The sequence below is a fragment of the Aurantimicrobium minutum genome, from assembly GCF_029893825.1.
Taxonomy (GTDB): Bacteria; Actinomycetota; Actinomycetes; order Actinomycetales; family Microbacteriaceae; genus Aurantimicrobium; species Aurantimicrobium minutum_C.
Genome location: NZ_JARXXV010000001.1, coordinates 650,745 through 670,256, shown reverse-complemented (window position 1 = coordinate 670,256; position 19,512 = coordinate 650,745). Strand labels below are relative to the sequence as shown.

Sequence of the window (19,512 nt, the reverse complement as noted above, 5' to 3'; positions counted from 1 at the left end):
ACAAGCATGTTGTGTGATGTCTGTCAGAGTGCGTTGCCAGAAGGTGCGCTCTTTTGCGGTGAATGCGGAAGTTCCCTTGCTCGCACGCAAGCTATTCCTGTCATCAAGCCAGAGCCAGCACCAGAAGCGGTAGTTGAGGTCCCAGCACCAGCTCCACAAACACATGCGCCAGTTTCTGCCACAGAGCCTGAAACAACCTCGACAAACATCGTGGAACAGGTCGACGGTGTTGACCTGTCAGAACTTTTTGACTCAGCACCTGTTCGAGAGGTGGAGCCCCCGCGTTTTGCCACCGAGCAAGAACTAGACACCCTCGCCTCGTTCACCATCACCTTAGGTACTGGTGAAAGCGTCGAGATTACCCACAGTGGTCTCTTAGGCCGCATGCCCACTCCTGCTGAGGGTGAAGAATTTGAGCACCTCATCGTGGTTTCTGATCCTGGAAGGTCAGTCTCAAAGACCCACCTTGAATTTGGGGTCGACAATGGTGAACTCTGGGTTGCTGATCGCAACAGTGGTAACGGCACAATCGTGAGAGAGCCTGGAGTAGTTCCTCGTCGTGCTCAACCCGGCACTCGCTACACAGTAGTGCGGGGAACGCGTCTCGACTTTGGTGATCTCCACCTCACCATTTCATAGCGGCACTTTTCCACCGAAACTCATTTACCCCATTTGAGGTGAAGCTGTTTCTGCTGAAGTGCAGGAATGCGTTTTCCTCTCTTTGCACTGATCACCCCTGTCATCACCAGTGTTGTGTTGTGGCTGGTGACCGGCTCTGCCTACACCTTGCTCTTTGCTCTGTTGGGCCCCGTGATGGCTCTTGCTCAATACTTCGATGCCAGATGGCATGCCAGGCGTGAAGAAGCACGTCAGGAAGAACGTGATGGTGAAGAAATCCTTGCCCAGGCTCACCAAAAGCAGTTAGAAACCTTCACCAGGCGTCAGGATGCGCTGGTGAGCAGTCCGCCCAGTAGTCGATTTGCAGAAGAGGGCTACTCTTTGCGACCTCGCTGGGCTGCCGGGGAAATACCGCAAGGAACAGCACGTGAAGTGCGCATCGGAACCGCTCGAGTCGGGGGAATGCCTGTACTGATCGACATTACGAAGGGGCTAGCTATTTCGGGTCAACCCGTTGAAGCTTTGTCGGTGCAACGAGCTATTGCCTTCCAGCTTGCATGGTTGTGGGGAATAGATGAGCGTGGGCGAGTGGGTTTTCCAGAGCGAGACTCCAGGGCAGAGGGCTCACGTGCGCTGCCAGTTACGGTTTCTGTTGTTTCCAGTAAAGAGAGCATCGCCTATGGGGTGAGATATTTCCTTGAAGTTGATCGAGGCTTTGCTACGCTCCACGACACCATTGACCCTTCTGCACTGCCCATTGCAGTCGTCGTGGATTTGCTCAGCACAGCAGAAGCTTCGCTGATTCACGAGAAACTGCGTGCAGAACACCCTCATGCGCTTGCGGCTTCAACGGAGATCCCCACACATGTTCAAGCGGTGGTGAATAGGGAAGAAGAGTGGGCATCTGCGAGAGATTCCCTCGTGGTGAATGTAGGCAGGGGAGGCGACCACCCTCTGCTCCTGGATCTTGTCAGTGCTGGTCCGCATGCTGTCGTGACGGGCATGACAGGTTCTGGCAAAACCGAATTCCTTCGAACCTGGTTGGTGGCGATGGCGGCCAGTTATTCACCTGCAGAACTTGCCATTCTCGCCATTGATTTCAAAGGTGGGGCGGGGTTCTCACAACTTGCCCAACTGCCTCACGTTGTCGGTGTTGTCACCGACCTTGATCACGCAGAAGCTCTGCGAGCTATCACCTCACTTCGCGCAGAAATTCATTACCGGGAACACATACTTGCTCAGGAGAAGATCTCTGATATCTCTCAGCTCAGAACAGAAGTCGATCTGGCACGTCTCATCGTTGTTGTTGATGAGTTTCGTGCTGTGCTCGAAACATTTCCGGAGCTCGTGAATGCGTTCGTAGATCTTGCGGCCCGGGGAAGAGCACTCGGCATTCACGTCATCCTCTCAAGCCAGCGAGTGGGTGGCAGCGTGGGGGAGTCTTTACTGGCTAATTGTGCGGTGAGGGTCGGGTTTAGAGTCTCTCAGAAACATGATTCGCACAGCCTGCTAGAGAGTGACCTGGCTTATGCACTTCCGCATATTCCGGGGCGTGCAGTGGCGATGGGGACGGGTGTGGAATTGCGGGAATTCCAAGCTGCTGTTCTGGGCACGGGGGATGTTGATGGCGTGATTGAGAAAACACGAAAGTGGTGTGACCACCATCCCCAGTGGAGTGCTCGCAGTCCCTGGTTGCCGCCACTTCCAAGAGCTCTTTCTCTTACCGATTCACCAGAAGCACCAGCTGGCGTGGCATGGCTAGGACTCGTCGACATTCCACAGCAGCAGGTTCAATCGTGGGCGAACTACTCGCCAACACACGATGGCAACCTGCTCATCACTGGGCCAGCGCGCACAGGTGTGAGTAACACTCTTGCAGCACTTGCCACACAACTGGGTGTTCCCGTAATCACTGACGCAGAAGAAGCATGGGATGCGGTGGTGGAGAACATCAACTCTCCAACAACCTTGCTCGTTGATGAACTCGATGGAATTCTCGAAGAGTTTGATCTGGAACATCGTGAACAGTTTGTTGCGGCTTTGACCACAAAGTCACGGCAAGCACCCAAGCAGGGCAATGCTGTGGTGCTGGGCTGCAGTGAACAGGTTCGGGGTGTTTCAGCACTCCTCGCTTTGTTCCCAGAAATAGTGAAGTTGAACTCAGCTTCTTTACCTGGCCGCGGAACATGGCGAGGTCATGAGATTCAGCTGGTTCATGTAACACCTGCAGTAGTCGACACTGTGCTTGCCCAACACATGAGTTGGAGGAATGAAAGTGCCTATGTGGTGATTACTCACCGCAAACGAGAGTTGCTGGCCAAGCTGGAGAAGCCACTGCACTCTCGATTAACAGATCTTGCCTCAGAACTGGCTGTGACCACTGCACACAGTGAAGGTATTTATCTAGGGACCCCAGATGAATGGATGGCGCGGTTATCGTTGCTCGCGTCACTGCGAAGTGACGCAGTGCTTGTTCTGGATGGGTGCACCACATCGGAACTACGAGGACTTCGACTGCGGACTGGGTTATTTCCTCATGTGGGGTATGAAAAAACCCTTGTGGTTGAACCCGAAGGCTCAACCACAAGGGTTGTGATCTAAATATCTCTAGGCGAAGATCGCGTCGAGGTCGCTGTATTCCAGACCAACTGCCTGAGCAACAGGAGCGTTGGTTACTGCACCAGCGTGGGTGTTGAGGCCCAGGCGCAGTGACTGATCTGCCTTGAGGGCTGCGTGCCATCCGTTGTTAGCAATGGAGCGCAGGTAAGGCAGGGTTGCGTTGGTCAGAGCGTAGGTGGAGGTGTTAGGAACAGCACCCGGCATGTTTGCTACGCAGTAGAACAGTGAGTTGTGAACCTGGAAGGTGGGCTCAGCGTGAGTGGTGGGGTGAGTGTCTGCGAAGCAGCCACCCTGGTCCACAGCGATGTCCACAAGAACGCTACCTGGCTTCATGCGCTTGACCAGGTCGTTGCTGACCAGCTTGGGAGCCTTAGCGCCAGGAATCAGTACAGAACCGATCACCATGTCTGCTTCGAGACATGCCTTTTCGATTTCGAAAGAGTTAGATGCAATGGTCTTGATGCGGCCGTCGTAGAGTGCATCGAGCTCGCGCAGGCGGAACAAGTTGGTGTCGAGAACAGTTACCTCTGCACCCATACCGGCAGCAACCTGCACAGCATTTGTACCTGCAACACCACCACCGAGAACAACAACCTTGGCAGGGTGGGTTCCGGGAACGCCGGGAACGAGCAGACCTGGACCGCCGTTGGGCTTGAGCATCACGTTGGCGCCGAGGATTGGTGCAAGACGACCTGCAACCTCACTCATAGGAGCGAGAAGAGGTAGCTGGCGAGTAGGAAGCTGAACGGTCTCGTAGGCGATGCCGGTGACCTTGGCGTCTACCAGGGCCTTGGTGAGCTCGGGCTCAGCAGCGAGGTGGAGGTATGTGAAGAGCACAAGTCCCTCACGGAAGTATTTGTATTCGCTTGCGATAGGTTCCTTAACCTTGAGAAGTACATCGGCAGCAGCCCATGCTTCTTCGGCAGTTGCAACGATCTTCGCACCGGCAGCTTTGTATGCCTCATCGGTGATGGAAGAACCGAGGCCTGCGCCTGCTTGAACGAGAACTTCGTGTCCGTTACCAACGAGTTCGTGAACGCCTGCTGGGGTGATAGCTACGCGGAATTCGTTGTTCTTGATTTCGGTGGGGACTGCGACCTTCATGGGATCTCCTATATAGAGCTCACGCCTCTTTGGGTGAGTACCTACCTACTTTATCCAGTCATCTAACGAAATCGAAAGGTTTTTTATGATTTTTGTGCGGATTTCGTAAAAATAATTGAAAATTCTGATGATTCCCTCAGATTGGCGTGAGTGAGCTTCGTAGATTTTCTTCTGCTGTTAACGGTGAAGAGTGACTCAATTCGACCAGTTCGCTCTCGAGTGATAATGTTGACCTTCGGTTCGGAACACAATTTCGAACCAACTGCACCTCTAGCTCAATTGGCAGAGCAACTGACTCTTAATCAGTGGGTTCCGGGTTCAAGTCCCGGGGGGTGCACCAACACTAAGACCACCTCTCGCCAGGTGGTCTTTTTGTTTGGGAAAGCACTGTTGTCTTTCCGAGATAATTGACCTATGGCTTCTCCTACAACACCTGCACCAAATGGCATCGTGTTGATTGATAAGCCACAAGGATTCACCAGCCATGATGCGGTGGCCAGAATGCGCCGCCTAGCGGGCACGCGCAAGGTGGGTCATGCCGGAACCTTGGACCCGATGGCAACAGGGTTATTAATTCTGGGCTTGGGGTCATCGACAAGGTTGCTCACCTTCATCGTGGGATTGAGCAAGGAATATCTTGCAACCATACGGTTGGGTTCCTCCAGCACCACAGATGATGCTCAGGGTGATCTGCTGGGCTTTGCCCCGCAGTCGCAGCTAGATCGAGTCACCGATGAGCTCATTGCTGAGGGAATCATTCCTCTCACCGGAGAAATTGAGCAAGTGCCCAGCACGTTTAGCGCCATCAAAGTTGATGGCAAACGCGCATATGCACTTGCTCGTGAAGGTGAGAGCGTCGAGCTGAAGGCACGTGCTGTCACGATTCATGCTTTCGAGATTTTGGGTATTTCTCGGGGTGTTGATGAGGCAGGAAACGGCTTCATTGATGTGGATGTGAGGGTGGAGTGTTCTTCCGGCACATATATCCGTGCATTAGCTCGAGACTTGGGCTTCAAGTTAGGCGTGGGAGGACATCTCACGGCACTGCGGAGAACACGAATTGGCTCTTTCCATGTCTCAGATGCGCATGATCTGGACAAGCTCGAGCATGCCCCAGAACTCTTGACCCCGGCAGATGTTGCCAGGGGAATTTTCCCGGTTGTAGATCTGAATCAGACACAAGCCTTGGAGCTCTCCCAAGGGAAGAAAGTATTTCTAGAAGGTTTTCCAGACAGTGCAGAACCCGTCGCTGCAATTGGCCCAGAAGATAGGCTGGTGGGACTGATTACGGTCAAAAAGAATCAGTCTCGTGTCGTGGTGAACTTCCCCACAGAAACAGAAAAGTCTTAACTTCTCATGATTGATTGGTTTACTGCTCTCCAGATCGGCGTTGCCGTGACCGGTGGTGTTCTTGCCGTTGCTCTGGGCTTGATGGGACGCCGCCCCAGTGACCTCACCATGGCCTTTGCCGGCGTGGTGGCATTGCTGCTCATTGTTCAGCTTGCTGTGGCAATTGCTGGACCACTAACCGGCAATAGGCCAACCGGTAGCCTGTTTGAGTTTTATATCTACTTGATCAGTGCCATCTTCCTGCCCGTGGGTGCTGGATTCTGGGCGCTGATCGACCGCAGCCGCTGGAGCACAGTGATTTTAGGTGTTGCACAACTGGCAGTGGCCGTCATGCTTTATCGCATGGGCCAGATCTGGTTTATTCAAGGCGCCTAAGCGAAAATTCACAAACTTCTCAGAACTAGACTCGTATCGATATGTCAGAGACCACTGCTCCCGCATCGCGCCGCTCTGGTGCTGGTCGTATTCTCATTGCCATTTATCTCGTTCTGGCATTAGCGGCGACCGGGCGATCCTTCTATCAACTGGTTGCCAAGTTTGACCAGGCGCCCTTGGCATATAGCCTCTCGGCGCTCGCCGCTGTTGTCTATGTGCTGGCAACGATTGCTCTGATTGCGCGTGGGCCGCTGTGGTACAAAATCGCACAGATCACGATTGGGTTTGAATTGGCGGGTGTGCTCATTGTGGGTGTGCTGAGCCTGGTTGTGCCAAGCCTGTTTGCCCACCCCACCGTGTGGTCCTACTTTGGTATGGGCTATCTCTTTATCCCGCTGATCATGCCCATTATTGGTTTGCGCTGGCTCAGGCGTCACCCTGAGGTTGGCTAATGCTCAGCTGGCATGCAGTTACTGACGTCCCACAAGGGTGGGGTCCAAGTGCAGTCACAATTGGCAAGTTTGATGGTGTCCACTTAGGGCATGTGGAGATTTTGCGTCAGCTGGGAGATATTTCTTCCCAGCGTGGTCTTGCACCAACCGTTGTGACGTTTGATCGTCACCCAGCGTCGCTGTTGACTCCAGATCAGCGTCCTGCCGACATCGTGTCAACCGAAGAGCGCCTGTCTCTGATTGAAGCTCAAGGTGTTGAAGCGGCACTGGTGCTGTCATTCGACTCTGCACTTGCTGGGCTGAGCCCCCGTGAATTTGTCACCGACGTCTTACTGAGCGCACTCCACGCCCAGGTTGTACTGGTTGGTCATGACTTCCGCTTTGGTGATCATGCCTCCGGTGATGTTGTCACCTTGCAGGAACTGGCAGCAGAGTTCGGTTTTGATGTGGTGCTCATCGATGACGTCACGCCATTGGATGGGGTTCGTGTCTCATCCTCTTTGATCCGTGAACTCATGGCTGAAGGCGATATTGCTCGGGTTTCTCAGCTGTTAGGTCGTTTGCCTCGGGTGAGCGGTGAGGTTGTGCACGGTCACAAGCGAGGCCGTGAACTGGGGTTCCCCACGGCGAACCTGTCGCAGGATTCCACTGGACTTGTCCCTGGAGATGGGGTCTATGCGGGCTGGTTCCTTGATGGGGGTCAGCGCTTTCCCGCTGCGATCTCCGTGGGCACAAACCCCACGTTCGAGGGTGTGAACAAGCGCACGGTTGAAGCTTTCCTGCTTGATCAAAACCTGGACCTCTATGGTCACCAGGTCACGATTGAGTTTGCTGCACATATTCGAGGAATGGTTGCCTTCACCGGCATCGATCCTCTGATTGAACAAATGCACGACGATGTCCTCCGCACGCGCACCATTCTTGGATTGGCGAACTCATGACCGAAGAATTTAACACCACCAACGATGACCTGGGTGAATCACAAGACATCGGGGGAGTGAAGGTCGCCGTTGCGCAGTTTGGCCCCGGGCCCAACCCGGCCGATAACATCACCATGATTCAAGCCTTGGTGCATGCTGCAACTGAGAACGGTGCACGCTTGGTCATCCTGCCTGAGTTCTCAGCTGCCTTTGGTGGCGCACTGGGCGACTGGGTGAACACCTTTGCTGAAACCCTCGAGGGTCCTTTCGTGGAGGCAATGGCTGAACTGGCAGATGAAGTCAATGTCGCCATTGTCGTGGGCATGGTGGAGAAGAGCACCAGCTCAGATCCTCGCCCCTTCAACACCCTGGTTGCTGTTCTTCCAGGTGCTGGGGTGGTTGCGAAATATCGCAAGGTTCACCTCTATGACGCTTTCGGAGATAAAGAAAGCGACTGGATTCAGCCTGGAACCGCAGCAGATGAGCCAGAAACCTTCGTGGTTGAAGACATCACCGTGGGCATGCAGACCTGCTACGACCTGCGCTTTCCTGAGGTCACTCGCCGCATCGTCGATGCGGGAGCTCACCTGGTAGCTATGCCCAGTGAATGGATCGCAGGCCCCAAGAAAGCACACCACTGGGTGGCACTGACCTCTGCTCGCGCTATTGAGAACATGGTGTTTGTGGCAGGTGCTGATCAAATTCCACCGGTAGCGGTTGGAATGTCACGTATTGTCTCTCCTCTGGGAGAAACCTTGGCAGACATGGGTCAGAACTTGGGTGTTTCTATCGCCACGCTTAATGTTCAGGCAGTCATTGATGCCCGAGACACCAACCCAGCACTTGAACTTCGTCGATACAGCGTTCACCCCAAGGACTAAGTTCATGGCCGCTCAATGTCAAAGTTGTGGCATGCCCCTCATCACGAAAAAGGCCGGGGATTGCCGCGGCACTGAAGCTGATGGCTCGTTGAGTGACACATGGTGCTCGCTGTGTTACCAGGAGGGTGCTTTTGTGGGCCCGGATTGCACGTTGGATGAGATGCTCGAGATCGTGGACAACGCCTTGAAGGAACAGGGCAGTTCCAAACTTTTTCGTTGGCTCGCTGCTAAAGGTATTCCACGTTTGGAAAGATGGCGCACCTAAGCCAGCTTCAGGCGTAGTGTGAGTGGCATGACCACGCTGAAAAAAGTGTCAGAAGCCACCGCACTCGTATCTTCTCTTCGTGAAGCCTATGACTCAGGCCTCACCGCGAAACGTCAATGGCGGATCAACCAGCTCACTGCACTTCGTCAACTCGTTATAGATAACCAGAAGGTGCTCGAGGATGCACTCCATCAGGATTTAGGCAAGAGCTCCTCTGAAGCTCAGCTGACCGAAATAGGCATCATTCTGGGCGATATTGACTATGCCCTGAAGAATCTTTCGGCATGGCTGAAGCCCCAGAAGGTGAGTGTTCCGCTTGCCGTCATGCCTGCCAAGGCATTCGTGGTGAGCGAACCTGTCGGTGTTGCACTCATCATTGCTCCATGGAACTACCCCATGCAGTTACTCTTAGCGCCGTTAGTTGGTGCACTGGCAGCAGGTAATGCTGTTGTGCTCAAGCCCAGTGAACTCGCACCGGCCACCTCGGCGGCATTAGCCAAACTGATTCCGGTCTATCTCGACACCCGCGCCATCGCGATAGTGGAGGGGGCTGCCAAGGAAACAGGGTGGCTGCTCGAACAGAAATATGACCACATTTTCTACACCGGCAATGGCCGCGTAGCACGAATTGTGATGGAAGCAGCTGCCAAGCATCTCACCCCGGTCTCTCTCGAACTCGGTGGGAAGTCACCGATATATATCGATGAGAGTGTGGATTTGGAAGCTGCTGCGCAGCGCATTGCCTGGGCCAAGTATTTGAATGCGGGACAAACCTGCGTTGCGCCGGACTACATCCTGGCAACCGCCAGCGTTCAGCACGAGCTTGAAGCACATCTGGTCGCTGCAATCGCAGCGCTCTATGGTGCTGACCCGCTTCAGTCTGAGGATTACGGTCGCATCATTAACGACAACCACTTCGCTCGCCTCAGCGGTTACCTCGCAGACGGCCGGGTAGTGGCAGATGGCAAACCGAATAAGGCACAGCGCTACATTCCACCCACTGTGTTGGCAGAGGTGAAGCGTGATGCCGGTGTGATGCAGGAAGAAATCTTTGGCCCCATCTTGCCCATGATCACGGTGACTGATCTGGACGATGCCATAGATTTCATCAATTCGAAGTCCAAGCCTTTGGCGCTGTATGTGTTTAGTGAAAACACTCTCGCGAGAAGGGCATTCACCGAGCGGACAAGCTCGGGGGCATTGGCATTCAATGTCGCCGTCATTCACTTGAGTGTTCCCGGTCTGCCCTTTGGAGGTGTGGGGGAGAGCGGTATCGGTGCCTATCGCGGCAAGCGCTCCTTCGACACCTTCAGTCACGAAAAGGCAATCTTGTCCAAGCCACTCAAGCCAGAAACGCTTGCCTTGGTTTTCCCACCGTTTACGGAATCGAAAAAGAAACTCATTAAAGGCTTGCTGCGCAAGCTGAGCTAGCTGAGATTTTTTCTGATTGTAAAGAATCGGTGTTTTTTGTCCGATTAGTCGGACGTGTTCCTTGTTCGCGCCCAAACGACAGTCCTAGACTCGGTTTCGACCCACAAAGTCCCTAACCCAGCAATGGAGCTGATAACTAGTGTCTGAACAGACCACACCGTCAACCCGTCCCATCGATACTCTTGGCCTCACCTCAACAGACCGTGTAGGAAACTTTTCCGGGAATGCGCAGCTGCCGATTGCACCTGCTGCTACACGCACTGAGACAGACTCTCTCGGAGCCATGCAGGTTCCAGCAGATGCATACTGGGGTGTTCACACCGCACGTGCTCTCGAAAACTTCCCCATAGCTAAGCGCCCTATCTCGGTATTCCCTGAGCTGATTGTGGCACTGGCATGTGTTAAGCAGGCTGCTGCTCGCGCCAATGCGGAGATCGGTGTACTGGACCAGCACAAGGCCGACATCATTGACCGCGTCTGCCAGGAAATCATTGATGGCTCATGGCACGAACAGTTCGTCGTTGGTGTTATTCAAGGTGGTGCTGGAACCAGCACCAACATGAACGCCAACGAAGTGATTGCCAACCGTTGCCTCGAAATCATGGGTCACGCAAAGGGTGCGTATGAGCACATGCACCCCATTGATGACGTGAACAAGTCACAGTCCACCAATGACACCTACCCCACTGCGGTGAAGCTATCGCTCGCGTTTGCACTGCCACACCTGCTCAAAGAATTGGACTTGCTCCGCGAAGCCTTTAACGCGAAGGGTGAAGAGTTCAAGCACATTCTCAAAGTGGGCCGCACCCAGATGCAGGACGCAGTTCCGATGACCCTGGGACAAGAGTTCCACGGCTTTGGCACCACCCTCGGTGAAGACTATGACCGTCTTACCGAGACCGTGTGGATGCTCAGTGAAATCAACCTCGGTGCTACCGCAATTGGTACCGGTATTACAGCTGATCCTCGCTACCGCGAGGCCGCCGTTCGACACCTGGCTGCTATTTCTGGTCTTGACATCACCAGCGCACCCGACCTCATTGAGGCAACCAGTGACGCCGGTGGTTTCATGAGCTTCTCCGGAACCCTCAAGCGTTCGGCAATCAAGCTGTCCAAAATCAGCAACGACTTACGTCTGCTGTCTTCTGGCCCACAAGCTGGTTTGGGTGAAATTAACCTTCCTGCCCAGCAGGCAGGTTCTTCCATCATGCCCGGCAAGGTCAACCCTGTTATTCCTGAAGCTGTGAGTCAGGTTGCCTATGCCATCGCCGGTAACGATGTCACCGTGACAATGGCGGCAGAGGGTGGTCAGCTTCAGCTCAACGCGTTTGAACCTGTTATCGCCTACTCCCTTCTGCAGGGCATCAGCTGGCTTGCCCAAGCCTGCATGACGCTACGCGTGAACTGTGTTGTCGGCATCACGGCCAACGTGGAGCGCCTAGAAGGCATGGTTGCCTCGAGCGTGGGTGTAATCACTGCCCTGATCCCCTTCATTGGTTACGGTCCCGCTGCAGAGTTGGCTAAACAAGCCCTCAAGACTGGTCGCCCCGTGGCAGACCTGGTTGTTGAAGCAGGCCTAATGACTAAAGAAGATGTTCTGCGCGAGCTCTCGCCCGCGAAGATCTCAGGAATGGACGCCTAGTTCTTAAGAAAGAACTAGTTCTTCTTGAGTGTGCGTCGCACGCCAAGTGGTAGTGCTAACCACACTGCTGCAATGCCTACTGCGGCGCACACTCCACCAATCAGGCTGGCAGTATTGCCCAGCACCACGTTGAAAATGAGGGCAACCGTTCCAGAGAGAACGATGCCCACCAAAATCAGGGTGAGGCGCAAGAAAACCTGGGTGATGGAGACGACTCTTATTTTGGCGCCGGGGCGTGCGAAGAGTGTTCTGTGAAGACTGACCGGTGCAATGGCAAGAACAGTTGCCAAAGTCGCTGCGATCACCAAGCTGAGGTATAGGTTGCGCTCCACCACACTGATGGTTTGGAATGCAGGTTGGAAGCTCAGGGTGAGTAAAAAGCCCATCATGATCTGCGTTCCTGCCTGCGTTACACGCAGTTCACTGAGCTGCTCATTCCAGCGACGCTCGAGACGTGCATACTCAGATTCGCTCAGCTCAGGATCAACATTTTCTATCGCGGTGTTCGGCATAGCCTCAAGCCTAGCTAGGCTCGAATTATGAGTAACGCTACCGATGTTGTCATGCGGCGCATGCTGACGGTTCCTAACTTCCCCTCCGAGGGCATTCTCTTTCGCGACTTAACCCCGGTTTTTGCTCACGGTGAATCCTTTCGGGCCGTTGTGGATGGCTTGATTGAGCCTTTCGTGGGAAAGTTCGATGCCGTTGCTGGATTGGAAGCCCGTGGATTCCTACTGGCTGCTGCCGCAGCCATTGATGGCGGTGTTGGTGTTCTTCCTATTCGCAAGGGTGGAAAGCTTCCAGGCGACATCATCGGTGAAACCTATGACTTGGAATATGGCTCTGCCACCCTCGAGGTGAACCCCGCATCTTTACCTGCTGGTTCTCGAGTTCTCGTCCTCGATGACGTACTGGCCACTGGGGGCACCATCGGTGCCTCGGTGTCTTTGATTGAGCGTGCTGGCTGGGAAGTTGCCGGTATTGCAGTGGTGCTTGAACTGGAAGCTCTTGGCGGTCGTGAAAGACTTGCAGGGCGTGATATTCACACTCTCGTCACGCTCTAGAAAGCTCTACGCTGGAGTTATGACGACTCCCACAGTTACTCTCAATGATGGTCTAGTACTGCCCCAGATTGGTCTGGGCACCTACAAACTCACTGGTGACGATGGCATTGCTTCGATTGTGAACGCCATCCATGAGGGATACCGCCTGATTGATACCGCAACTCGGTATAACAACGAGGGTGAAGTGGGCAAGGCGATTGCTGCCTCTGGTGTTCCTCGCGAAGAAATCATTGTCACCACCAAACTTCCCGGTGCTGCGCACGGTTTTGATGAAACGATGGCTGCTTTTGAGCTCAGCCGCCAGACACTGGGACTCGACTACATCGACCTCTACTTGATTCACTGGCCCAACCCCAGCGTTAACCGCTACCTCGACTCCTGGCAGGCCATGATCGAGCTCAAAGAGGATGGACTGGCCACGAGTATTGGTGTGTGCAACTTCACCGAAGAGTTCTTGACCAAGATTATCGACGCCACCGGCGTCGTTCCTTCGGTCAATCAGATCGAACTCCACCCCTACTTCCCCCAGGCACAGATGCGTGCTTTCCATGCCCAGCACGGTATCCAAACCGAAAGCTGGAGCCCTCTGGGGAAGACAGAAGAACTCCGTAATGAAAAAGTCATTACCGACCTTGCTCAGGCTCGCGGTGTCACACCAGCGCAGCTCATCCTGCGTTGGCACACACAGCTTGGTGCGATTCCACTGCCCAAGTCAGCTGATCGTGGTCGTCAGATGTCGAACCTACACAGCTTCGATTTCGACCTCTCGCCCGAAGAAATGGATCTCATTTCAGGACTTGAGCGTGGTCGCCTGTGGGGCGGAGACCCCAACACGCACGAAGAGTTGTAAATCCCTTTTCTGTTCATCAAGAAAGTGGCGGCGAAGTCAATGTCTCACAATTTCTATTTTTCAGGTGGATTGATTCACACCGTGAACGACGCTCAGCCCTGCGCAGAAGCACTTGTTGTTCGAGAGGGTGTCATTGTTTATGTCGGTGACAATGCAGGGGTAGCGGAGTATCTCACTGAGGACACTCGGCATGTTGATCTGCAGGGAGGAATGCTTCTACCTGGATTCATTGACGCTCATGACCACCTCATCATGGGAGCTGCCACGAAGGTGGGTGTTGACCTGAGTGGGATTACAGGAACAACCAACGTGTTGAAAGCAATCGAGAACTGGGTGAAAGCACAGCCAGAAGACTCAGCTCTTCGTGGACACGGCTGGATGCCTGCCTCATTTGAGGAAGGAAGCCCCCGTAGGCAGTGGCTGGATCAGATCACCGGAGATCGTCCCATGGCTTTGTTATCTGCAGACGCTCACGATATATGGTTCAACACAGCTGCGATGAATCTCTGCGAAATCACTGATCAGAGCCCTGATCCAGTTCCTGGTGCACAGTATTACGTCAGAGATGAAGATGGCTGGCCCACTGGCCACGGTGTTGAAGGGGCAACCTGCCTTTATATTGGCTCGCGACTAGGGTATTTCTCGCCTGAGGGCATTACTGAAGCGATGAAACTCACGGTTGATCCTGCCCCTTCTTGGGGGATTACCGCGACCTATGACGCCGGAATTTTGATCGGGGAAACCCAGGACGAATCAGCTCCTATTGTGCAGATGTTGATCGATCGGGATCAAGCTGGGAACTTGCCTCTGCGAGTTGTGGGTTCGGTCTGGACTCGCAATTCACATGATGATCCTCAGCACGTTGCCCAGACCTTGGCACAGTGGAATAAAGAATTCGTTTCAGAACACGTCAGCATCAGCGTCAACAAGATGTGGGCAGATGGCACCATGATGAGCTTTGGCTCGTTGCTGTTAGAACCTTACTGTTCTGGAAATCATGGCCTGGGCACGATGTCATTTAGTCCAGAGCACATTGAGGCACAGATTGAAGCCACACAAAAAGCTGGTTTCGATATGCACATTCACAATGACGGAGATGGTTCAGTTCGAGTCATTTTGGATGCTATCGAAGCCGTCCAGAAGCGCATTGGTCGTGGAGAGTCTCGCCACACGGTTTGCCATAACACCCTGGTTCACCCAGACGATATTCCCCGGTTTGCAGAATTAGGAGTGATTGCCAACGTCACGCCATTGTGGGGAACAAACTACAACGGTGTTTATATCGATGTGTATCGAGAACTTCTTGGAGAAGATCGAGTAGAGCAAGAATCCATGCCTTATGGCGATTTAGTGCGCAGTGGTGCCGTTGTGACATACGGCGCAGACATTCCAGGTGTGCTCATCTCCGAAATAAAGCCCTTGATGCATATCGAAGCCGCTGTGACGAGGCAACGGCCAGGTTTTCCTGAGGACCGTATTTTTGTTGAACGTCAACGCATAGAACTTGCAGATGCCCTCAAATGTATGACACGTAATGCGGCATATCAGCTCCGGTTAGAAGAACAGATTGGTTCTCTGGAAGTAGGCAAGAAAGCTGACCTTGTCATGCTGGAGAAGAACCTCTTCAAGATAGATCCCCACGACATCCACTCCACCAAGGTCATTCTCACCATGATGGACGGGAAGATTACGTTCGACGCGAACGAATCCGTTTTACCCAAGTAACCATCAAGGCCACGACGCCAACGCCCACAGTGAACAGCACATTGGGACCGTTCAAAATCAACAACACGATGGTCATGGCCAACGCCACCACGGCAACCCACCAGTCCCAGCTCCAGCGCGGAAAGATCAACACAGCTGCCGTCATGCCCAGCACATAGATCGCCACCATCGAGCTCAAATGAATGGGAATCAGACTCAAGAGCTGGAAATCTTGGGCAAACAAGATGGCAAAAAAGACAATTGAAATACCTAGCGAGAGCATCAAACTACGACGGGGAACCTCATCCGGTTCAGCTCCCTTGGCCAGATAACGGGGGAGATCTCCATCTCTACCCAATGATGCACCCAGCTTGCCAATGGCAGCCAGATAAGCGTTGAGCACACCCAAGGAGACGATTGCGGCAATGCTGGCAATGATGATCGAACCTGCCTTGGGGGCAGTTTCATTGACCAGGGTCAATAGCGGAACGCTCCCCTTGCCGGCATCTTCTCCCAGAACACCAATAGTGACCCACTGCAGGGCTAAATAGGCCGTTCCGACGATGACCAAAGCAATGCCCGTGGCAATGGGAATGGTCTTACGCGGATTCTTGAACTCGGCAGCGATGTGGGTTCCCACTTCCCAGCCGGCAAAAGCCCAGACGAACAAGCTGATGGCAACTCCCACACCAACCCAGCCATGAGGCATGAATGGTTGGAAGCTTGTTTCGTGCACAGCAGGAGCGCCATAAGCGATCACGCCCACCACTACAACGACCAGAAGTGCACTCAGACCAAGCTGAACCCAGCCCGCCACTTTCACACCAAAGAGATTGAGCGTGAAGGGAACGAGGAAGAGAACGGCAGCTACAGCAGGAAGAAGTGAGCGATCAGCGCCTGTGATAGCAACAACGTATTCAGCGCCCATCACAGCAACAACCGGTTCTCCAGCTGCAACACCGAAGTAGAAGAGATATCCGGCGACGCGGGCCCAGGTGTTACCCATGGATTTACGCACGTAGCTCGCCACACCACCTGAGTCGGGATAGCGCGCAGCCAGAGCAGCAAAGGTTCCCGCAAGTGGGATAGAGAGCACAAAGATGATGGCGACGGAGAGAATCGAGGCGGGTCCTGCTACCTGAGCTGCCAAGCCTGGCAATACCAAAATGCCGGTTCCGAGCACGCTGGCGATATAGAGGGCAGTTCCCTGGGCAATGCCGAGGGTGCCTTTGTGTTCACTCACAGGATTACTCTGCCAGAATTAACCCATGACTGAACACAACCTCACAAAGCCAGAAATCGACGCCCCAATGGGGCCTGCTCCCGCGGAGCTGGAAATCACAGACATCGTCGTCGGCGACGGCGCAGAAGCAACCCCCGGTGCAACCGTTGACGTGCACTACGTCGGTGTTGAATACGAAACCGGTGAAGAATTCGACGCTTCATGGAACCGTGGCGAATCCATCAACTTCCCTCTCCAGGCCCTCATCTCCGGATGGCAAGAAGGTATCCCTGGAATGAAGGTTGGCGGACGCCGCATGCTCGTATGCCCTCCTGCTAAGGCCTACGGCCCAGCTGGTGGCGGTCACCGTCTCTCCGGCAAGACCCTCATATTCGTTATTGACCTTCTGGGCGTTAGCTAAGTATGACCTTCCCTGCCATCGACAGCACCGCTGTGCGGTGGTCAGTACCACGAGAGAGTGTCGCCTCCGCTCTAGCCGAACGCCCCCTGCTCATCATGATGCATGGCTATGGCTCGAACGAGGGCGACCTCTTCTCGTTGGGGCAGTATCTGCCCGAACAATTTGTTATTGCCTCCCTTCGTGCACCACTGAAGGCAGGACCAGGTAATGCCTGGTTCGCTATTGACTACGACGCAGAAAATGACACCCTGCGCCGCGACATCAACGAAGTCACCGCCTCGACAGACAGCCTCATTGCCTGGATTGATGAACTCGATACGCAAGTCGGCGGTTTAGGAGATATTGCCCTGTTGGGCTTCTCCCAAGGCGGAGTCATGCTCACCCAGCTCTTCCGCCATCAACCAGAGCGTTTTATTGCCGGTGTCTTCTTTGCCAGCTTTGCTGTTGCCGACACCACTGAAGGTGGTGCCGAGCGTGACCAGGCGCTCGCTGATGTGAAGCCACCACTGTTCTGGGGTCGCGATCCTCAAGATCCTGTGATCACACAAAACCTCATTGATTTCACTCGTCGCTGGTTGCCAGAACACTTTGATGTTGAAGCAAAGCTCTATGCCCACGTTGGCCACGGCTTGTCGCTGGAAGAAATCGAAGACGCAGCAGCATTCTTGCGAAGGAACGTGACGGGTTAGTCGTCGATCTGAACCTGTTTGATACGCGCGGTGTGGCCGCGCACAACACGGACTCGTGACTTCGGGACGCCAAAGTGCTCCGCCAAAAGCTTGATCACGCCGTCATTAGCTGCGCCATCAATGGCTTTTTCTCGCACAAAAACGACAAGACCTTCTTCGTTTGACTCGACGAGTGGACCTTTAGAGCTACCGGGCTTCACCCGAACCACAACGCGCATATAGAAAAGCTAGCGCGAAGGGCGATTACTTACCGAGAACTTGAACGCCGAACTTGTTCGAACCTGGCTGGCTGGGCTGCAGCATGAAGATGAACTCCAAGAGGCCGCCGATCACGGGCACGAGGGAGATGAAAAACATCCAACCGGAAAGGCCCTGGTCGTGATAGCGGCGAACCGTCACGGTGATGTGTGTGAGCCACAAGAAGAACCAAATTGCTGCAGCAGCGATGAGGAAGGGCATGATGACCCAGAAATCAGACTGGCGAACCATCATGGCCACAACAACTAGTGGAACAAGCGCGAAGAGCTGAACAATGACGGTGAAGAGAATCCAGTACCAATACTCAGAACGGGGAGCACGTCCCTCCATCTTGGTTGCCTTGGAGAATACGGATTGGATAGCTTCAGAAAAAGTCATAAACACCATCTTGGCTTACTGAAGGTATTTACTCCCGAATTGAAACTGCCCCCTGTGAATAAACACAGAGGGCAGTTGTTGAATGTGAGCGGCTAGCCTGCCTTGGGACTTGCACCAAAACGGTTAGATCCAGCTTCGCTGTCAGTTACCAGCCAGATCAACAGGAAGATCCAGCCAACGAGTGGAATGAGCACGAACAGCACACGCCAACCCGAACGGTTGGTGTCGTGCAGGCGGCGCACGACGTAGGCCAGGCTCGGAATGAACAGTGCAAGGCTGACGAGTCCGCCAATAACTCCAAAGAAGTTGTCGGTCTTTCCCGAGGAAAGCACGCCAAATGCGAAGCTCACCAGTGTCGTGAAGAGGTACCAGTACCAGTAGCCCGAACGGCGTGCACGGCCCTGGAAGTTGGCGTAGTTGTTGAAGCCTGACTTGATTGCTTCACCGAAATTCATCATTACTCCTGACGTTGAGATTCCTCATGTTGGTGAGAGGAACCATTTTCAGGTTACTCCCGACTAGTGAGCTCCAGATGGACGTGTGGTTTCTGGCGTGCCCACACTCTGGTAACCTTGTGAAGTTGCCGTCTAACGGCCGCGGATAAAGAGAGCTCAGAACAACAGGTTCTGGGCGCCGCGCAACGAGGTACTAAGAAAGGGGATCCCAACATGGCACTAGAAGCAGATGTCAAGAAGGCGATCATCGACGAATACGCAACTCACCCCGGTGACACTGGATCTCCAGAAGTTCAGGTTGCTCTTCTCACCAAGCGCATCAAGGACTTGACCGAGCACCTCAAGGAGCACAAGCACGACCACCACTCACGTCGTGGACTGCTGCTGCTCGTTGGTCAGCGTCGCCGCCTTCTCGGCTACCTCGCTGATGTCGACATCAACCGCTACCGTAAGCTCATCGAGCGCCTCGGTCTGCGTCGCTAGTCGAACACAGTCATTGATCAAGAGCCACCCTTCGGGGTGGCTCTTGTGGTTAATCTGCAAAGCGTTCATCTGACATTCACTTCAGAATTTCCAGCCTTCATGGGCTTATTGAGGGTTTTGGGGTACTCTTGAAATAAGAGCAGGCAGGCAGTTCGCTGGTCTTCGGTGGTGGTTTACCAACAAACGTTGGTGGATTTCTACTGGTGGCCAGCACGAAGTCTGATACTCGTGCAACGTATGTCCGTGTTTGAGCGGCTTCGTTCTGCCTTGCTTTGCTCCGGATGTATGAGTCGGAACCCACACGGGGTCTCGACGTAAAACAAAGGAGAAA

Annotated in this window: 22 protein-coding genes and 1 tRNA gene; 17 read left to right on the top strand and 6 right to left on the bottom strand. The window is 53.9% G+C overall.

Annotated features, from left to right (window positions below; translation table 11 throughout):
• The first annotated feature begins 6 nt into the window (after positions 1-6).
• Positions 7-639, top strand: coding sequence for an FHA domain-containing protein (locus M2120_RS03210; RefSeq protein ID WP_280797275.1), 633 nt, complete (start codon positions 7-9; stop codon positions 637-639).
• 66 nt (positions 640-705) lie between these two features.
• The gene (locus tag M2120_RS03205) at positions 706-3,219 is read left to right on the top strand and encodes an FtsK/SpoIIIE domain-containing protein (RefSeq protein WP_280797274.1); all 2,514 of its coding nucleotides are present in this window, start codon (positions 706-708) and stop codon (positions 3,217-3,219) included.
• Between the two features lie 6 nt (positions 3,220-3,225).
• On the opposite strand, the gene ald is transcribed toward M2120_RS03205, so the two are convergent.
• A complete protein-coding gene (gene ald, locus M2120_RS03200) occupies positions 3,226-4,341 on the bottom strand; it encodes an alanine dehydrogenase (protein WP_280797273.1) in 1,116 nt (371 codons plus the stop codon).
• Positions 4,342-4,605: 264 nt separating this feature from the next.
• Here ald and M2120_RS03195 point away from each other — a divergent pair.
• The 9 genes from M2120_RS03195 to M2120_RS03155 all read left to right on the top strand — a co-directional run bounded on the left by M2120_RS03195 (position 4,606) and on the right by M2120_RS03155 (position 11,657).
• Positions 4,606-4,681 (top strand) — tRNA-Lys (locus M2120_RS03195).
• A gap of 74 nt (positions 4,682-4,755) precedes the next feature.
• Positions 4,756-5,691: a tRNA pseudouridine(55) synthase TruB gene (truB, locus tag M2120_RS03190; protein ID WP_280797272.1), complete on the top strand. Its 936-nt coding sequence runs from the start codon at positions 4,756-4,758 to the stop codon at positions 5,689-5,691.
• 6 nt (positions 5,692-5,697) lie between these two features.
• A complete protein-coding gene (locus M2120_RS03185; RefSeq protein ID WP_280797271.1) occupies positions 5,698-6,066 on the top strand; it encodes a hypothetical protein in 369 nt (122 codons plus the stop codon).
• Between the two features lie 41 nt (positions 6,067-6,107).
• Complete coding sequence (locus M2120_RS03180) at positions 6,108-6,518, top strand: hypothetical protein (protein ID WP_280797270.1); 411 nt, start codon at positions 6,108-6,110, stop codon at positions 6,516-6,518.
• Positions 6,518-7,459 carry a bifunctional riboflavin kinase/FAD synthetase gene (locus tag M2120_RS03175; RefSeq protein WP_280797269.1) on the top strand — a complete coding sequence of 314 codons (942 nt, stop codon included), beginning with the start codon at positions 6,518-6,520 and terminating at the stop codon, positions 7,457-7,459. Before M2120_RS03180 ends, M2120_RS03175 begins: the two co-directional genes overlap by 1 nt.
• On the top strand, positions 7,456-8,319 hold the full coding sequence (locus M2120_RS03170; protein WP_280797268.1) for a carbon-nitrogen hydrolase family protein: 864 nt from the start codon (positions 7,456-7,458) through the stop codon (positions 8,317-8,319). Before M2120_RS03175 ends, M2120_RS03170 begins: the two co-directional genes overlap by 4 nt.
• Positions 8,240-8,584, top strand: coding sequence for a zinc ribbon domain-containing protein (locus M2120_RS03165; RefSeq protein ID WP_348519937.1), 345 nt, complete (start codon positions 8,240-8,242; stop codon positions 8,582-8,584). Before M2120_RS03170 ends, M2120_RS03165 begins: the two co-directional genes overlap by 80 nt.
• Positions 8,585-8,611: 27 nt before the next feature.
• Complete coding sequence (locus tag M2120_RS03160; protein ID WP_280797266.1) at positions 8,612-10,015, top strand: aldehyde dehydrogenase family protein; 1,404 nt, start codon at positions 8,612-8,614, stop codon at positions 10,013-10,015.
• Positions 10,016-10,253: 238 nt separating this feature from the next.
• A complete protein-coding gene (locus M2120_RS03155) occupies positions 10,254-11,657 on the top strand; it encodes an aspartate ammonia-lyase (protein ID WP_280798152.1) in 1,404 nt (467 codons plus the stop codon).
• Positions 11,658-11,671: 14 nt separating this feature from the next.
• Here the strand turns inward: M2120_RS03155 and M2120_RS03150 are convergent, their stop codons facing one another.
• The gene (locus M2120_RS03150; RefSeq protein ID WP_280797265.1) at positions 11,672-12,169 is read right to left on the bottom strand and encodes a DUF6328 family protein; all 498 of its coding nucleotides are present in this window, start codon (positions 12,167-12,169) and stop codon (positions 11,672-11,674) included.
• Between the two features lie 27 nt (positions 12,170-12,196).
• On the opposite strand from M2120_RS03150, the gene M2120_RS03145 reads away from it, so the two are divergent.
• Genes M2120_RS03145 through M2120_RS03135 form a run of 3 tightly spaced genes read left to right on the top strand, consistent with a single transcriptional unit; the run spans position 12,197 to position 15,296 of the window.
• Positions 12,197-12,721 carry an adenine phosphoribosyltransferase gene (locus M2120_RS03145; protein WP_280797264.1) on the top strand — a complete coding sequence of 175 codons (525 nt, stop codon included), beginning with the start codon at positions 12,197-12,199 and terminating at the stop codon, positions 12,719-12,721.
• Between the two features lie 19 nt (positions 12,722-12,740).
• The gene (locus M2120_RS03140; protein ID WP_280797263.1) at positions 12,741-13,571 is read left to right on the top strand and encodes an aldo/keto reductase; all 831 of its coding nucleotides are present in this window, start codon (positions 12,741-12,743) and stop codon (positions 13,569-13,571) included.
• Between the two features lie 39 nt (positions 13,572-13,610).
• The gene (locus tag M2120_RS03135) at positions 13,611-15,296 is read left to right on the top strand and encodes an amidohydrolase (RefSeq protein WP_280797262.1); all 1,686 of its coding nucleotides are present in this window, start codon (positions 13,611-13,613) and stop codon (positions 15,294-15,296) included.
• Here M2120_RS03135 and M2120_RS03130 read toward each other — a convergent pair.
• Entirely contained in the window at positions 15,259-16,518 is a 1,260-nt protein-coding gene (locus tag M2120_RS03130; RefSeq protein ID WP_280797261.1) for an APC family permease, read from the bottom strand. The genes M2120_RS03135 and M2120_RS03130 overlap by 38 nt on opposite strands.
• Positions 16,519-16,543: 25 nt before the next feature.
• Between M2120_RS03130 and M2120_RS03125 the strand changes: the two genes are divergently transcribed.
• On the top strand, positions 16,544-16,918 hold the full coding sequence (locus tag M2120_RS03125) for an FKBP-type peptidyl-prolyl cis-trans isomerase (RefSeq protein WP_110233823.1): 375 nt from the start codon (positions 16,544-16,546) through the stop codon (positions 16,916-16,918).
• Between the two features lie 2 nt (positions 16,919-16,920).
• A complete protein-coding gene (locus M2120_RS03120; protein ID WP_280797260.1) occupies positions 16,921-17,607 on the top strand; it encodes an alpha/beta hydrolase in 687 nt (228 codons plus the stop codon).
• Here M2120_RS03120 and M2120_RS03115 read toward each other — a convergent pair.
• The 3 genes from M2120_RS03115 to M2120_RS03105 form a co-directional block, all read right to left on the bottom strand.
• Entirely contained in the window at positions 17,604-17,825 is a 222-nt protein-coding gene (locus tag M2120_RS03115; RefSeq protein ID WP_280797259.1) for a DUF167 domain-containing protein, read from the bottom strand. The two genes, M2120_RS03120 and M2120_RS03115, sit on opposite strands and share 4 nt — an antisense overlap.
• A gap of 25 nt (positions 17,826-17,850) precedes the next feature.
• Entirely contained in the window at positions 17,851-18,243 is a 393-nt protein-coding gene (locus M2120_RS03110; protein WP_280797258.1) for a DUF805 domain-containing protein, read from the bottom strand.
• 92 nt (positions 18,244-18,335) lie between these two features.
• Positions 18,336-18,701: a DUF805 domain-containing protein gene (locus M2120_RS03105; protein WP_280797257.1), complete on the bottom strand. Its 366-nt coding sequence runs from the start codon at positions 18,699-18,701 to the stop codon at positions 18,336-18,338.
• 210 nt (positions 18,702-18,911) lie between these two features.
• On the opposite strand from M2120_RS03105, the gene rpsO reads away from it, so the two are divergent.
• Positions 18,912-19,181: a 30S ribosomal protein S15 gene (rpsO, locus tag M2120_RS03100; protein ID WP_096381651.1), complete on the top strand. Its 270-nt coding sequence runs from the start codon at positions 18,912-18,914 to the stop codon at positions 19,179-19,181.
• Positions 19,182-19,512: the final 331 nt, after the last annotated feature.

Coding starts and splice junctions, on each gene's coding strand:
- rpsO (WP_096381651.1), top strand. CDS start 18,912: ATGGCACTAGAAGCAGATGTCAAGAAGGCGATCATCGACGAATACGCA.
- M2120_RS03145 (WP_280797264.1), top strand. CDS start 12,197: ATGAGTAACGCTACCGATGTTGTCATGCGGCGCATGCTGACGGTTCCT.
- M2120_RS03165 (WP_348519937.1), top strand. CDS start 8,240: ATGTTCAGGCAGTCATTGATGCCCGAGACACCAACCCAGCACTTGAAC.
- M2120_RS03170 (WP_280797268.1), top strand. CDS start 7,456: ATGACCGAAGAATTTAACACCACCAACGATGACCTGGGTGAATCACAA.
- M2120_RS03105 (WP_280797257.1), bottom strand. CDS start 18,701: ATGATGAATTTCGGTGAAGCAATCAAGTCAGGCTTCAACAACTACGCC.
- M2120_RS03140 (WP_280797263.1), top strand. CDS start 12,741: ATGACGACTCCCACAGTTACTCTCAATGATGGTCTAGTACTGCCCCAG.
- M2120_RS03210 (WP_280797275.1), top strand. CDS start 7: ATGTTGTGTGATGTCTGTCAGAGTGCGTTGCCAGAAGGTGCGCTCTTT.
- truB (WP_280797272.1), top strand. CDS start 4,756: ATGGCTTCTCCTACAACACCTGCACCAAATGGCATCGTGTTGATTGAT.
- M2120_RS03120 (WP_280797260.1), top strand. CDS start 16,921: ATGACCTTCCCTGCCATCGACAGCACCGCTGTGCGGTGGTCAGTACCA.
- M2120_RS03110 (WP_280797258.1), bottom strand. CDS start 18,243: ATGACTTTTTCTGAAGCTATCCAATCCGTATTCTCCAAGGCAACCAAG.
- M2120_RS03115 (WP_280797259.1), bottom strand. CDS start 17,825: ATGCGCGTTGTGGTTCGGGTGAAGCCCGGTAGCTCTAAAGGTCCACTC.
- M2120_RS03135 (WP_280797262.1), top strand. CDS start 13,611: ATGTCTCACAATTTCTATTTTTCAGGTGGATTGATTCACACCGTGAAC.
- M2120_RS03150 (WP_280797265.1), bottom strand. CDS start 12,169: ATGCCGAACACCGCGATAGAAAATGTTGATCCTGAGCTGAGCGAATCT.
- M2120_RS03125 (WP_110233823.1), top strand. CDS start 16,544: ATGACTGAACACAACCTCACAAAGCCAGAAATCGACGCCCCAATGGGG.
- M2120_RS03185 (WP_280797271.1), top strand. CDS start 5,698: ATGATTGATTGGTTTACTGCTCTCCAGATCGGCGTTGCCGTGACCGGT.
- M2120_RS03180 (WP_280797270.1), top strand. CDS start 6,108: ATGTCAGAGACCACTGCTCCCGCATCGCGCCGCTCTGGTGCTGGTCGT.
- M2120_RS03175 (WP_280797269.1), top strand. CDS start 6,518: ATGCTCAGCTGGCATGCAGTTACTGACGTCCCACAAGGGTGGGGTCCA.
- M2120_RS03160 (WP_280797266.1), top strand. CDS start 8,612: ATGACCACGCTGAAAAAAGTGTCAGAAGCCACCGCACTCGTATCTTCT.
- ald (WP_280797273.1), bottom strand. CDS start 4,341: ATGAAGGTCGCAGTCCCCACCGAAATCAAGAACAACGAATTCCGCGTA.
- M2120_RS03205 (WP_280797274.1), top strand. CDS start 706: ATGCGTTTTCCTCTCTTTGCACTGATCACCCCTGTCATCACCAGTGTT.